At 38.6% G+C, this 14,522-nt stretch carries 11 protein-coding genes; 4 read left to right on the forward strand and 7 right to left on the reverse strand.

Annotated features, from left to right (window positions below):
* From ACE1TI_RS05810 to ACE1TI_RS05830, 5 genes are all read right to left on the reverse strand, one after another.
* The coding region (locus tag ACE1TI_RS05810; protein ID WP_375006642.1) for a transposase family protein at positions 1–211 on the reverse strand (211 nt) is incomplete at its 3' end.
* 172 nt (positions 212–383) lie between these two features.
* A complete protein-coding gene (locus ACE1TI_RS05815; RefSeq protein WP_375006643.1) occupies positions 384–1,868 on the reverse strand; it encodes a glutamate synthase subunit beta in 1,485 nt (494 codons plus the stop codon).
* 111 nt (positions 1,869–1,979) lie between these two features.
* Complete coding sequence (gene gltB / locus ACE1TI_RS05820; protein ID WP_375006644.1) at positions 1,980–6,578, reverse strand: glutamate synthase large subunit; 4,599 nt, start codon at positions 6,576–6,578, stop codon at positions 1,980–1,982.
* A gap of 219 nt (positions 6,579–6,797) precedes the next feature.
* Complete coding sequence (locus tag ACE1TI_RS05825; RefSeq protein WP_375006645.1) at positions 6,798–7,571, reverse strand: NRDE family protein; 774 nt, start codon at positions 7,569–7,571, stop codon at positions 6,798–6,800.
* A complete protein-coding gene (locus ACE1TI_RS05830) occupies positions 7,571–7,999 on the reverse strand; it encodes a DUF2203 domain-containing protein (RefSeq protein WP_375006646.1) in 429 nt (142 codons plus the stop codon). The genes ACE1TI_RS05825 and ACE1TI_RS05830 overlap by 1 nt, the downstream gene beginning before the upstream one ends.
* A gap of 225 nt (positions 8,000–8,224) precedes the next feature.
* On the opposite strand from ACE1TI_RS05830, the gene ACE1TI_RS05835 reads away from it, so the two are divergent.
* From ACE1TI_RS05835 to ACE1TI_RS05850, 4 genes are all read left to right on the forward strand, one after another.
* A complete protein-coding gene (locus tag ACE1TI_RS05835) occupies positions 8,225–9,268 on the forward strand; it encodes a toxic anion resistance protein (RefSeq protein WP_375006647.1) in 1,044 nt (347 codons plus the stop codon).
* Positions 9,269–9,312: 44 nt separating this feature from the next.
* Positions 9,313–10,257, forward strand: coding sequence for a hypothetical protein (locus ACE1TI_RS05840; RefSeq protein WP_375006648.1), 945 nt, complete (start codon positions 9,313–9,315; stop codon positions 10,255–10,257).
* A 105-nt stretch (positions 10,258–10,362) separates the two neighbouring features.
* A complete protein-coding gene (locus ACE1TI_RS05845) occupies positions 10,363–11,301 on the forward strand; it encodes an MBL fold metallo-hydrolase (RefSeq protein ID WP_375006649.1) in 939 nt (312 codons plus the stop codon).
* Between the two features lie 274 nt (positions 11,302–11,575).
* On the forward strand, positions 11,576–12,574 hold the full coding sequence (locus ACE1TI_RS05850) for a DUF2777 family protein (protein ID WP_375006650.1): 999 nt from the start codon (positions 11,576–11,578) through the stop codon (positions 12,572–12,574).
* Positions 12,575–12,615: 41 nt separating this feature from the next.
* Here ACE1TI_RS05850 and ACE1TI_RS05855 read toward each other — a convergent pair whose 3' ends face one another.
* Both ACE1TI_RS05855 and ACE1TI_RS05860 read right to left on the reverse strand, forming a co-directional pair.
* Positions 12,616–14,046, reverse strand: a complete 1,431-nt coding sequence (locus ACE1TI_RS05855) for a PH domain-containing protein (RefSeq protein WP_375006651.1) — start codon at positions 14,044–14,046, stop codon at positions 12,616–12,618.
* Positions 14,039–14,518, reverse strand: a complete 480-nt coding sequence (locus ACE1TI_RS05860; protein WP_375006652.1) for a PH domain-containing protein — start codon at positions 14,516–14,518, stop codon at positions 14,039–14,041. Before ACE1TI_RS05860 ends, ACE1TI_RS05855 begins: the two co-directional genes overlap by 8 nt.
* Positions 14,519–14,522: the final 4 nt, after the last annotated feature.

Here is a 14,522-nt window from a genome sequence, read left to right on the forward strand (position 1 = left end):
GATAAAATAAATAAGACGTTCGTTCAAATACTTTAAGGTGCTGGATCTTTTGGATACGGTAATCATGGACTCGGCTTGTTCTTTCCCCGCATGCTGGACACCGATGGGATTTACGGGGTACCTCCACGTGGAGATAAAATGCCTCCCCTATCTCTTCCGTTTTGGTAACCACTACGTCTTCTAATCCAGGCCACTTCATGTTAAAATGCATCTACACGCAACTCCAATCTTTTTCTTGTTTCTTGGACAATTCAAGTGTAAAGGATTTTGGAGCTTGCGTGTTTTTTTATGTCTAAATTTTTTCATACCCCAACAATTATAATAGAGCCAAATTTTTAAGTAATTTACATCCCCAGCCTGTTAGACTGGGGATGTAGAAGAATTTATGGTAAATTAGTTGAGCCTTTTAGATACTTGTCACATTCTCTTGCGGCTTCTCTTCCTTCATGAATTGCCCAAACTACTAAACTTTGTCCTCTTCTGCTGTCGCCAGCAGCAAAAATACCTTCTTGGTTGGTAGTATATTTTCCGTATTCTGCTTTCACGTTACTTCTCTCATCCGTTTCAATTTCCATTTGCTCCAGCAATTCCTGTTCAGGTCCTGTAAATCCAATGGCAAGCAGTACAAGGTCTGCTTTCCATACTCGTTCTGTTCCAGGAATTTCTTTTCTAATCTTTTTCCCATTTTCATATACGGTATCGACTTCAATAGTATGAAGTTCTTTCACGCGGCCGTTTTTATCCCCTACGAACTTTTTGGTCATCACTTTATAGGCACGAGGATCTTTTCCAAAGACTGCTTCTGCTTCCTTGTGACCCTCTTCTTGAGTGTATACTTGTGGATATAGCGGCCATGGATTGTCTTCATCCCGTGTGCTGTCTTTCTCCGGATGAATATCAAACTGAACAAGTGAATTGCATCCATGTCTTAAAGAGGTAGTAATACAGTCAACGCCAGTATCACCGCCGCCGATTACAATTACATTCTTGCCCTCAGCAGTGATATAATTTCCATCTCTATGCTCAGAGTCTAATAAAGATTTTGTATTCGGACGTAAAAAGTCCATTGCATAATGAATGCCTTCAAGTCCTCTTCCTTCAGCAGGAACATCGCGGTGAACTTGCACACCAGTACAAAGAATAACGGAATCAAAGTTTTTATTTAAGTCTTCTGTGGAGTAATCTTTTCCAATTTCTGTATTTGTTACAAATTCTACTCCCTCTTCTTCTAAAAGCGTTAAACGGCGCTCTACAATATGATAAGGAAGCTTCACATCCGGTATACCGTAAGTGAGCAGCCCGCCGATTCTGTCATCTTTTTCATATACCGTAACATAATGCCCTGCTTTATTCAACTGAGCAGCTGCAGCTAACCCAGCTGGTCCTGAGCCTATTACTGCTACTTTTTTACCGGAACGTTTTTTAGGAGGTGATGCTTTAATCCAGCCTTCTTTAAAACCTTTTTCCACAATGTGAAATTCAATCGATTTAATAGTAACCGGTTCGTCATTTAAAGCCACCGTACACGACCCTTCACAAGGTGCCGGGCAAACGCGCCCCGTAAATTCAGGAAAGTTATTTGTCTTATGAAGGCGTTCTAATGCTTCTTTCCATTTACCACGGTACACAAGATCATTCCATTCAGGAATAAGGTTATAAACCGGACAGCCAATCTCACCTGAACCGTCCATTGCAGTACCTGCCTGACAAAAAGGAACTGCACAATCCATACAACGCGCTCCCTGCTTTTGCAGTTTTTCTTCAGGCATTATTATTTGAAACTCCTGCCAGTTTTTCACTCTGGCAAGCGGGTTTTTTTTAGGAGGAGCTTCTCTTGTATACTCCATAAAACCTGTTGGTTTCCCCACATCTCTCACTCCAGACATTCTAAATCTTGGTGTTTGTTACAGCGGTTAATGAAAGAAATTTTTTCTTTTCAAAATTTCCTGCTCCTTTTACCGCTGCTTCATATTATTTAATTACTTGCCGCCAACTCTTGCCTTACTTGTTTTCGTTTCATTAAAGGCACTCATGATAGCTTCTTGCTCGGATAAGCCTTCTTTTTTGGCCATTTCAATAGATTCCATCATTTGTTTATAGTCTTTTGGAATTACTTTGACAAATTTAGAGACAGAGTTTTTCCATTGCTGTAAGATGCTCTCCGCAAGAGAACTTTCCGTATAGTAGGCATGTTTTTCAATTAAGCTTTTCAGATGTTTAATATCTTCTGCATCTTCTAATGCCTCTAAATAAACCATTTCCTGATTGCAGTAGTCAGCGAAATTTCCGTCTCTATCCAGCACATAAGCAATTCCGCCGGACATACCTGCTGCAAAGTTTCTGCCGGTTCCTCCAAGATTTACTACTGTACCTCCAGTCATATATTCACAGCCATGGTCGCCAACCCCTTCAACTACAACATTGACACCGCTGTTCCGGACACAAAAACGCTCTCCGGCAACTCCGCGAATATATGCTTCTCCCGATGTTGCGCCATAGAAAGTTGTATTACCTATTAATATACTTTCTTCTGGAGCAAAAGTAGAAGTTTCAGGAGGGTATGCAACAATTTTACCGCCTGAAAGACCTTTACCTAAATAATCATTGGCATCCCCAATTAATGTTTGAGTAATTCCTTTAGGAAGGAAAGCTCCAAAACTTTGCCCAGCTGAACCTCTGAAAGTAAAACGGATAGTGTCTTCTTCCAGACCTTCGCTTCCATGATGTTTCGTTACTTCACTGCCAACAATTGTACCGATAACACGGTCCGTATTTTTAACAGAGAATTCGCCAAAAACAGCTTCTTTATTAGTAATAGCCTGGTTAGCTGCTTTTAATAAAGTAGTGTGATCTAAGGACTTTTCCAGCATATGATCCTGCTCAAGGTGGCCAAAATGGTTAGATTGATCTAACTTATTAGGTCTATATAAAAGGTTTGTCAAATCAATAGTATTTGCTTTCCAGTTGTCGACACCTTTTTTCTGTTCTAGGACGTCTGTTCTTCCTATCATTTCGTTAACAGTTTTAAATCCTAATTCTGCCATCAGTTCACGCATTTCCTCTGCAATAAAATACATAAAGTTTACTACATGATCCGGAGTGCCCATGAATTTTTTACGCAATTCAGGGTTTTGCGTTGCTATCCCTACCGGACAAGTATCTAAATGGCAGACACGCATAATAACACAGCCTAAAACCACAAGCGGAGCAGTGGAAAACGCATATTCTTCAGCACCTAAAAGTGCGGCAATTGCTACATCACGGCCTGTCATGAGTTTCCCATCTGTTTCTACTTTTATACGGTTCCTAAGGTTATTAAGCACGAGTGTTTGATGTGTTTCAGCCAGACCAATTTCCCATGGCAGGCCGGCGTGCTTAATACTAGTTCTAGCTGCCGCTCCCGTTCCGCCGTCATAGCCGCTTATTACAAGTCCATCAGCCCGGCCTTTAGCTACCCCGGCAGCAATTGTTCCAACGCCGGTTCCGGATACGAGTTTCACACTGACTCGTGCAGATGGGTTAGCATTCTTAAGGTCATGAATTAACTCAGCTAAATCCTCGATCGAATAAATGTCATGATGAGGAGGAGGCGAAATCAATCCTACTCCCGCTGTTGTTCCGCGGACCTCTGCAACCCATGGGTATACTTTATTGCCAGGTAATTGACCGCCTTCTCCAGGCTTAGCACCTTGAGCGATTTTTATTTGGATTTCATCTGCGTTCACTAAATAATGGCTGGTTACCCCAAAACGGCCGGAAGCAACCTGTTTAATGGAACTTCTGCGCAAGTCGCCATTTGCATCTCGTTTAAAGCGGTCTGGGTCTTCACCGCCTTCTCCTGTGTTGGAACGACCGCCAATTCGGTTCATTGCAATAGCAAGTGCTTCGTGGGCCTCCTTGGAAATGGAACCAAATGACATGGCTCCTGTTTTAAAGCGTTTCACAATTTCTGAGGCTGGTTCTACTTCATTTATAGACACAGGAGTTGTTTTCTTTTTATCAAAAGCAAGTAATCCACGTAACGATGTTTGTTCCTTTTCTTGTTCGTTGATAGCAGTAGAATATTTTTTATACAATTCGTAGTCATTTTTTCTCGCTGCATGCTGAAGCATGTGGATCGTGTGGGGGTTATATTGATGCGGTTCTCCATTTCTTCTCCACTGTAAATCATCACCGGGGTCTAATATTTTATCTTGACCTTCTTGTTCTGTAAAAGCCCGGTTATGTCTAATCAGCACTTCTTCTGCAATAATATCCAGTGTTACTCCGCCTATTCTCGATGGAGTCCATGTGAAATATTCATCAACTACTTTCAAATCAATGCCTACAGCTTCGAATATTTGCGCACCACGATAACTTTGAATGGTAGAGATTCCCATTTTAGAAAGAACTTTCATGATGCCTTTCGTTGCTGCTTTAATATATTTCTGTACTGCTTCTACATAAGAAGTGCCTTCAATTAATTGATCTTTAATCATCCCGTCTATTGAATCAAAAACAAGATAAGGATTGATTGCTTCTGCACCGTAACCAAGCAGTACTGCAAAGTGGTGTACTTCTCTAGGTTCAGCCGTTTCAACTGCCAGGCTCACACGGGTCCTCATACCATTGCGGATAAAATGGTGATGCAGTCCGGCAACAGCTAGAAGTGCAGGAATAGGTGCATACTGACTGTCCACATTTCTGTCGCTTAAAATAATCACAGTAGCTCCATTTTCCACTGCTTGATCTGCAGAAGCGAATAATTGATCCAGCGCAGGCTTTAATTCTTCCTTCCCTTTTGAAGCCTCGAATACCATAGGAAGGGTTACTGATTGAAAACCTGCTTTTTTATTAGCACGAAGTTTTGCAAAGTCTTCATTGTTTAAAATCGGCGTCTTTAAGAAAAGCTGTCGGGCACTTTCAGGTTCTGGATGAAGAAGGTTGCCTTCTTTACCAATCGTCGTGCCTATAGCTGTCACCAGTTCTTCCCTAATGGCATCGATGGAAGGATTAGTTACCTGGGCAAACAATTGCTTAAAGTAATTATACAGAAGCTGCGGCTTTTTAGATAATACAGCCAATGGTGAGTCATAACCCATAGAGCCAACCGGGTCTACGCCTTCTACAGCCATTGGTTTCACCATTTTCCCAAGCTCTTCATACGTATAGCCGAAAGCTAACTGTCTTTGTTCTAATTTATCAAATTCTGTATTATAAACATCCTGGCTTTCCATAACATTTTCTAAATCAGCCATATAATTATCGATCCACTCTTTATATGGCTTTTCCGAAGCTATAGAATGTTTAATTTCTTCATCAGGTACTATACGTCCTTCTTCCATGTCGACTAAAAGCATATGACCTGGGTGAAGGCGTTCTTTGTACAGCACATCTTCTGGGTCAATATCTAAAACGCCTACTTCTGAAGACATCAAAATATGATCATCTTTTGTTACGTAATATCTAGCTGGACGCAAGCCGTTTCTATCTAAACAAGCCCCAACTTTTCTCCCGTCTGTATAAGCAATGGCAGTCGGACCATCCCAGGGCTCCATTAAACAGCTGTGAAACTGATAAAAAGCTTTCTTTTCTTCATTCATTAAAGGATCATTCTGCCAAGGCTCCGGGATCATCATCATTGCTGCGTGCGGCATAGAACGGCCAGCTAATGTTAAAAATTCGAACGTGTTATCGAACATAGATGAGTCACTGCCGTGATGGTCAATGATTGGATGCACTTTTTCCAAGTCGCCTTCAAATAATTCAGAACGAAATACAGCCTCGCGAGCATGCATCCAGTTCACATTCCCTTTTATCGTGTTAATTTCTCCATTGTGAATGAGATAACGGTTTGGATGCGCTCGTTCCCAGCTTGGGAAAGTATTCGTTGAAAAGCGGGAGTGAACAAGTGCCACAGCCGTTTCAAAATCTTTATCATTTACATCTTTATAAAATTGAGGTACCTGCTCCGTTGTTAGCATTCCTTTATAAACGATGGTTCTGGAAGACAAACTGGCAAAGTAGAAAGAATCGCCATTTTCTAAATTGTTCCCCGCTTCATGTTCGGCACGCTTTCGAATGACATACAGCTTTCTCTCAAACTCTTCTCTCGAAGCTACTTTTTCGTTTCGGCCAATAAACACTTGGTATACAGCAGGTTTAGTTTTAAGGGCGGCTTTTCCGATCATAGAGTCATCTACTGGGACTTCTCTCCAACCTAAAACGGTCTGACCTTCTTCTTCTATAACCTGAGCTATTTCTTTTTCACATTGTTGTCTTTTTTGGTCGTCCGAAGGAAGAAAAACCATTCCCACTCCGTAAAATCCTTCTTGAGGAATCTCAAAGCCTAATTGTTTTTCGTTATTTTTGAAAAAACGATGCGGCAGCTGTAACAAAATACCGGCACCATCACCAGTGTTTGGTTCATCCCCTTGACCACCGCGGTGTTCAAGGTTAACCAAAATGTCAAGGGCTTTTTTCACGATGTCATGTGATCTCTTCCCTTTAATATTGGCCAAAAACCCGATTCCACAGTTATCATGCTCAAAATCAGAATCGTAAAGGCCTTCTCTCTGTGAAATGTAAGGATATATCATTGCCCTCTCCACCTCTCTCAAAACTATCTTACCAAATTAAATCCCTGGAGTTTTATCTAATATACGAAAGCATATCATTTTTCTGACATTTCGGCAAATTATTTCACATAAAGAAAACTCAATGAAAACGCTTTCTACGGCGTTTTTTTCACTTATTTTTTTTAATATTTATTTATGAAAAAATATAGTTTTTAAATATTTATGCGTTATAAAGCATAACTATTCACTTATTTCCAACTTCCATTTTAAACTCTTTTGGTTTATTCTCTCTCCTTTTTTGTCATAAGTCTTCTCTTCCATTATCGCTTTGCCATCATTCTTAAAAAATAATACAGTTTGTGATCTCGTTCCATAATTTTCCATGATTATAAACATCGGGGACAGTTTTCTTTCAAGGTTTTTGTTGACTCCGGTATCCGGCAGGTCTTGCTCTTTTGCTTCCTTAGTGTCAGAAAGGAGATCAAAAAAAAGTTTGGGTGAAAGGAAATTTGCTTGAGACTCTATAATTTCAGTAAATTGGTTTCTTGCTTTCCTAACTTTAGGCCAGGGGGTGTTTAAGGAGGCGTTACTCAGCCCATACACCCCGGGCTGTAACTGCTTTTTCACCTGCTTGTCCTGATTTGTCGCATAATATAATTTTTGACTGTTTCCGCATATTAAATTGTAACCATCAAAATCTTCATTCCTAGAATTACATTCTTCTAAATAACAATGCGGACTGTTCGTTTCTAAAAAACCTTTTACAATTTCTCCTCTAGAATATTTTGCAGTTTGCTGCCTTGAAGCTCTCACATTGGTTATTGCAGCAAATCGCCCGCTTTTTGTAGCCCCCATCCACGTTCCGCCTTTCTCTTTATCTTTTCCAGCAATGATTGAAGAGCCGGGCCAGCAATGGATAGGCTCTGTCGGTCTCGAATAAAACTCATCACGGTTTGCTGCAACAATCAATGGGAATTCTTTATGCACCCTGTAGCCAAAAACGATAAGACACATTATAAACCTCCCTCTATTTCATCATCTGTACTATAAATTTTCTTTCTTTTTTTAAAAGATTCAAACAAATGATGATAATGCGTAATAAATTCTTCTCCCTGCTTCCAGCAAAGAAGTACTGACTGCCCTTCTACCTTTGCAGGAAAATCAACGAGCCCTTCATCAATGCTTTTTATAAAGATACCTGCCTGTTCTAATTGACGAACATAACATTGAGCTTGGATTTCTAAAAAATCAATAGTTGATTCAAGCATAAAAATGTCATCCGTGTCTTTAGTTTTCCCTTCTAACTCCGCTTTTTTAACAGCCTGAAGTTGATAATAAACCGCTTGAAATTCCCGCTGCAAATACTGAAGATGAGCCAATTCTTCCCTGACAGCAGGAAGCAGTTTATTCGCTTCTTGAAGCGTGAAATATTTTTTAAACATTTCAAACACTCCTTTTATTGTAAATATAGCGATTCCTTGCCTGCAAAAAATGATCAGTGCCCGAAACTTCTTAGTAGATTACATCGTACCTAATTCATATAAGAAAGAAAAGGGATTAACTACGAAACCTGACAATAAATGATATAATAATCCTATAATACGCAAAACTAATAAGCGTTGTGTCCGCTTTTATATATGAAAAGGTTTTAGAAAGGGGAAGCCTGAATGACTCAAGAACAAAACAACCATAATGATGAATATGAAACAAGTGATGCGAGACAAAAAGCAGAAAATTTTTTAGAGCAGTTTAAAGAAGCTGACAGTTCAAAGGATTTAGTCACAGCTCTTGGAGGCTTAGGGGAGGCAGAACAACAAAAAGCTGGCGACTCTTTAGATGCTTTAAAAAGACCTGTACGAGAAATGATGAATCAAAAAGATAACGAACTTCCAGAAAAGCTTCATGAATTAAAAGGGATGGTAGGTGAACTTGAACCCGATTATTTAAAAGAGGGAAAATGGCAGAAAACGTTGAACAAAATATTGCGGAGAAACCCAATGGAGCAATATGCCAAAAAGTATGAAACAGTAGAAGCCCAGGTGGAAAATATAATAGAAGGTTTGCTCGCCGGCCGCGATAAGCTGCAAGAAGACAATGTCATGCTAGAACAGTTAAAAGAAACGGCAAAACTTCGAATCGCTGACCTAGAAGAGCAAATCCAGACAGGTAAAACATTAAATGAAATGCTTGAAAGTGAGATGACAAAAGAGGAATGGCGGCACAACCCCAGCACTCTTCAAAAAGGGCAGCAGAAAGTAGTCTCGAGAATCAAAAATATGACCCAGGCCGTCATGGTATTACAGCAGTCGCTCGCATCGGTAGATTTAATTTTAGATAACAATGAAAAATTAGAAGAAGCTATTTTCAACGCTATAACAATGACAAAAAATATTATTACCGTAACTGCTTCTATTCAGCTTGCACTTGGTAACCAGCGTAAAGTCATTAATGCAATTCAAAGTGTTAATGATGCCACCGAAAATATGATATTAAGCAATGCTGAAATGCTGAAAAACAATACCGAAGATACATTAAAAACATTAGAGGAACCTGCTGTTGCAATCGAAACATTTAGAAAAGCATATGAAGATGTCTATTCAGCAATTCAAATGACAGAACAGTCTAATGAGCGTATTGTACAATCAGGGAAAAAATTTATTACCGAACTTGATCAATTAAATGAACAAATGAAAACAAAATTATTAGAATAAGGTTTAAAAAATAACCTTGAACCTCGCTTAAGAAGGTGGTCGCATTGACAAAAGACTGGCTTACACACCCCTGGCTTGAAAAATTCTTACCTGACCATTTACGTCCGGTAGATGATCATATTTTCTCAGATGCACACGGCTTAGATCTTGTTCACGATACAGAAGCAGCGCTGGACCGGTTGATTCAGCACGGCAAGCAAGTAAAAACAGCACAAACATTCAAAAAAAACGGAAAGACATTTCATTTTCGCTTAAAAATAAATCAAAAGCGAATGAAATTACTAAGCTATGAAACACCTAAATCAGAGGCTGCGATTAAGAAGAGAATTATTATAGAATACATTCGCAAAGCCCACCTTCCCAAAAGTCGTCAAAACCGCTTTAAGGAAGCTACAGTGCAATATATTAAAAACGGACAAACGTTTGTACGCAGTATTCAAAAATCTAATTTTTTTCAGGGGATATTTTATAAATGTGAACTGCTTGATGAAGTGCTGCTCGGAGGGTTAATGGAAAAATCGACATCAAATCATCAAACTGCACATTCTTTTTCCTCTGCTCCAAAAGAAGATAAAGAATTTATTCAATCATCTGAAGAACCTTTTTCTTTTATTAAAGAGCTTGAAAGTTTTTTAGAGCCCCAATACAAAATCCTGGGAAATTTATTAGAAAATCGACTAAAGAGGCTAATTGAAGAAATCGAACGAACAGGGAAAATATATGAGCTACTTGAAATCGAAGAGAAATATACTATTAAACGGCTTCTGCAAAAAGATATTCCTTCATTAATCAAAACATATTTATCACTTTCTTCAGATTATAAAAACGCACGAACAGAACAACTATATGAAACACTAACAAAAATGGAAATCAACATCCGTGCGATGAGAGAAAAGGCAGAATACACAAAAGTAGAAAAAATGGAACAGCTTTTGAAATTATATGAAAAACGATACCCAGCAGCCAAAAATAAAAATATGTTTGATTAGAATTTTTTTAAAGCAAAACTTTTTTTAAATATTACTAGTAAAATGGGCAGTATTGCATCGTTTTTCTCTACATTATAGTAAACCCTTACAAGGAGGCTTGATATTGTGAAGTGGAAAGAACCAGAACTATTAACTGATAATATTTGGATGTCAGATGGATTTGATCTTCATTTACCTAACCGGACCGGCACTTATATTATTAACGAAGAAAACTTAACATTAATTGACACAGGCCCGAGCCTTTCTATACCACGAATCAAAAAAAGCCTTGACTATTTAAAGAGAAGTCTGCATGACGTTACATATATTATTGTTACGCATGTGCATCTCGATCACGCTGGAGGTGTAGGCCTGTTATTAAAAGATTGTCCAAATGCTAAAGTCGTCGTACACCCTCGCGGCGCCAGACACTTAATGGAACCTTCCCGTCTTGTAAAAGGGGCTCGTGCTGTTTATGGAGACCAATTTGACTCTTTATTTGATCCAGTTGTTCCTATAGAGGAAGAAAAAGTTATTGTAAAAGATCATCAAGAAATTCTATCTGTATCTTCATACAGAAGACTAACTTTTCTTGACACTCCAGGCCATGCAGCTCATCATTTTAGCATTGTAGATTCTAAGAGTAAGGGGATATTTACCGGAGATACTATAGGAATTCAGTATACGGATGCAAAAGAGTTTCAAAAAGAAATATATTTACCTTCCACCTCACCTAATCAATTTGATCCTGCTAAAATGGAAGCATCTCTTGCACTCATTCGTTCTTACAAACCTTCCTATATATTTTTTGGGCATTACGGCCCTTCTCAAAATTTCGATGAAATTGAAAAGCAGATAACATTTTGGCTGCCGCAATTTGTGCAAAAAGGCAAATTGCTGAAAGAGGAAGGTTTAGCGATTGGGTCTTTAGCTGATCAGTTAGTCCAAGAAGTTTTAAGCCACTATTCTTTGCAGCATCTGGATGAGAATCACCCATTTATCACTATTATCAAAATAGATGCAGCTGTTTCAGCTATGGGCATTTTTGATTATCTTTCCAAATGACTTATAATGGTCTTCTTGCCGGAAGACCCTTTTTTTTCGTATAATGAAGTGAACCTGTCTGCACATATAATCGTTTGTATATTTGCTATGCAGGTAGTAATAAACGATACTTTTAAATCAGCACATAATAGTGTATGATTCGACACTCTTATTTTGAATCAATTGTCACAGTTCTTATACAGTGTGTAATAACTTCGGTCTTTCCCATCTACCTTAGCGGCTGATGGAAAATGTGCACCGAGAGAAATAAACTAAATTTAAAGCGAGGGTTTCCATGAATCGAAATGAAGCTACTAAATATAAAGGCAGCACCGTACTCGTTGATAAAGGAATAGAAGGTGTTTTTTATGGCCGTTTAGAGGAAGTATTTACTCCTCCCAAAAAAACCTGGTCTGGAAAAGTGTTCATCCTGGGACTGGCTAAAGCTCCTGAACTCGAGGCAGCTGATACGATAGATGAAAAAAAGAATGTTTACGTCACTGTTCCTGGTTCAAAAATCCATTTGCCTGATATGGAATGGAACTTATCTTTTAATGAATCGGTTGTGCAGGCTATTCAATCCACCATTAATGAATTGTTCCATACTTCAAACCAACAATTGCAAGCTGCTGAAAAATGGCAAGAAATCGGCTTAATTTATGGAGATATTTCTTTTCCGTCTCCACCAATAAATAAGAAAGAAAATCAAAAAGATGACGACCCATATGTATATTATCAAATTCAAGAAAAAGATGGGTCCCTATACCTTACAGAATCCGTAAATGGAGATAAACTGGATTTAGACGGATGCCCATTTGAGCTTGAAATTCAAAAGGCTGGCAGTACATGGATTCCAGTAACCTATAAGCAATATTACACTTTTCAAGATAATAAAGGAAAAGAGCACCGAGCCAAAAAAGACAATTGGGTGCGAATCCATAAAGAACAATTTCAGCCATTTACTATCCTATTAAATGAATTAGAACACCCTGCCCGCAAAAGTCTCTTAAACAGAATCCGCTCTTTTGGATTTAATCAAAATAATTTAGTGGACTGCCACAATCGTTTACTATATGAACTTTTGCAATCTGAAGGCACTTCTTCTTTCAAAGGAGTAAATTTCCTTACTTTTCGAAAGCCAGGTAAAACTTTGCTTATTCAGCACCATTACGAACGAACATTACACACCGATTCTCCTGATTATGTGTTCGACCGATTTGAATGCACTACTGACAATGGAGAAAGAAGTATATCAACATATACTAATGCCTACAGCAAAGACCATGAATCATAAATGAAAAAAACTGCAGGGACGTTATACATGCCCTGCAGTTTTTATATGCTGTATTTTCTACGATACCATTCAAATATATTATGATTCTCGTCTGTTTCAATATCTTTTAAATGAAAAGTTCGTCCGCCATTGGATGTTAAAATATCTGCAGACAAAGTGTAAAGCTTTCTTTTTTGCTGAAATATAGATTGTTGAAAAGTGATGGATTGAATCTGTTGTCTCGGAAGTATATTACATGATAAATTAAAAGTTCTGGTTTGAACGATACAGTACTCTTTCTCAAGCTTAATTCCGCTGTCTTTATATCTTTGCCAGCCGAGGCAAGAAAAGAAAAATGGAATCACCATAAAAATCCATCCATTTGGAATAAAATAAAGAACCGGAATAGCGACCAGCCACCAAATAATGGAGGTGCGGATAATATAACGAAAAGCTGCCCTTTTAGGCAAAAACTCTATACTATCCGGCAATTGCGCTTGAGGCAGAATGTCCTTCATTAAAGTATGTATTTCTTCTTTGTTTCCAAGCGGCAAAAGTAAAGTAGAAAGCTGTTCCTCATTTGAACCTCCTCCAGCACTGTCAATATATATACTCCATAAACCAAGCCATTGCCTTAGGGGGTTGCAAACATAGCGAACGCTTGTAATCCTGTCTATTTGCAGAGTCAGCTTCCTTTTTTCCAAAAGACCTCTTGATATAGTTAATTCCTTATCATTTTTATATATTTTAAACATACCATATTGAATAATTGTGATTAAAATAGAAACTACCCAGGCAACTAACGCTGCTAATAATAAAAGAACTGTCAAAAACAAAGCACCCATAGAAATCAGTATGCCGAAAGAATCTTCATAAAACCCAGCGGGAAGAAACTGGTCTATTTGGGAAATTAAAGCTGCTGCTGCTGAAAAAACAAGTCCTACCTTTCCTGAAGTTAATCCAGTAAGAATAATAGATTTTAAAGGTACATCATAGTGAATACTTTTATCCTTGCTGGACGGCCCTTGTGGTCCTTCGTCCAATTGACTTGATGTCTGGTCGCTTCTAAGCTGTTTCCTTATATTCTCTGCCTCTTCTTGCTTCACAGCAGCTAATTCTACCTCAGGCTCCAGCCCGCCTCCTGCTGTTTCAATCTTCACTTTCTCTACACTCCACAGCCTGTAAAATAAACCCGAAGTTATATCTACAGACTGGACTCTGTTTCTTCTAATGTAGCGGTTTTTTTTTATGAAAATCCCTTGTTTTATCTGCAGTTCATTTTCATCCAATTGATATCGGAAAGAAAACCAGTAAAAAACACTATAAAATAAAATAACAGCCATCAGTATAGGAAAAAGATACTGTGTAAATTGAGATCCCTGCCCTGTACCACCAGCAAATAAAGTTAATAATAAAGGAATAAGGAAATCTTTAACTTTTGAAGCAAACATAAATAATATGGAGGCGGCATGTAATTTGTGCCAATTATTCATCGTCTTCCTCCGTTCCTGCTAAATATGCAATTTGATCTCGCAGCCTGCTGCCAACTTGTTCTGACAGAGCAGGAATTTCATGGACACCAGCAGCCGTAGATATGGTAACCGTTGTGAGCCCATACCTTTTATATATAGGACCTTGTTCTGTGTCTACATGCTGTACCCGTGTCATTGGAATCAATGTGTGACGAGCAATGAAAACCCCGCGGAGGAGTTCAATTTCTTTCCCATATACTTCGTAGCGCCACATATTCCACCTTATTTTTGGCAAAATAACTATTTGCCACAGACCGTAGACTGCAACACTAATACCGCTTACCCAAACATAAAACAACGGCAATTGAAACCTGTAGTAGATAAAAAAAAGAATCAGCGGAACCATACTAAAAATGGCTGTCGCAATTACTCCTTTTATCCGCCATACAGATAAAGCTTTTTTTGAAATTCTAAATGTTGGTTTACCCCGCACTTTA

The sequence above is a fragment of the Alteribacillus sp. JSM 102045 genome (assembly GCF_041949975.1).
Lineage (GTDB): Bacteria > Bacillota > Bacilli > Bacillales > Marinococcaceae > Alteribacillus.

Coding starts and splice junctions, on each gene's coding strand:
- gltB (WP_375006644.1), bottom strand. CDS start 6,578: ATGATATATCCTTACATTTCACAGAGAGAAGGCCTTTACGATTCTGAT.
- ACE1TI_RS05825 (WP_375006645.1), bottom strand. CDS start 7,571: ATGTGTCTTATCGTTTTTGGCTACAGGGTGCATAAAGAATTCCCATTG.
- ACE1TI_RS05830 (WP_375006646.1), bottom strand. CDS start 7,999: ATGTTTAAAAAATATTTCACGCTTCAAGAAGCGAATAAACTGCTTCCT.
- ACE1TI_RS05835 (WP_375006647.1), top strand. CDS start 8,225: ATGACTCAAGAACAAAACAACCATAATGATGAATATGAAACAAGTGAT.
- ACE1TI_RS05850 (WP_375006650.1), top strand. CDS start 11,576: ATGAATCGAAATGAAGCTACTAAATATAAAGGCAGCACCGTACTCGTT.
- ACE1TI_RS05855 (WP_375006651.1), bottom strand. CDS start 14,046: ATGAATAATTGGCACAAATTACATGCCGCCTCCATATTATTTATGTTT.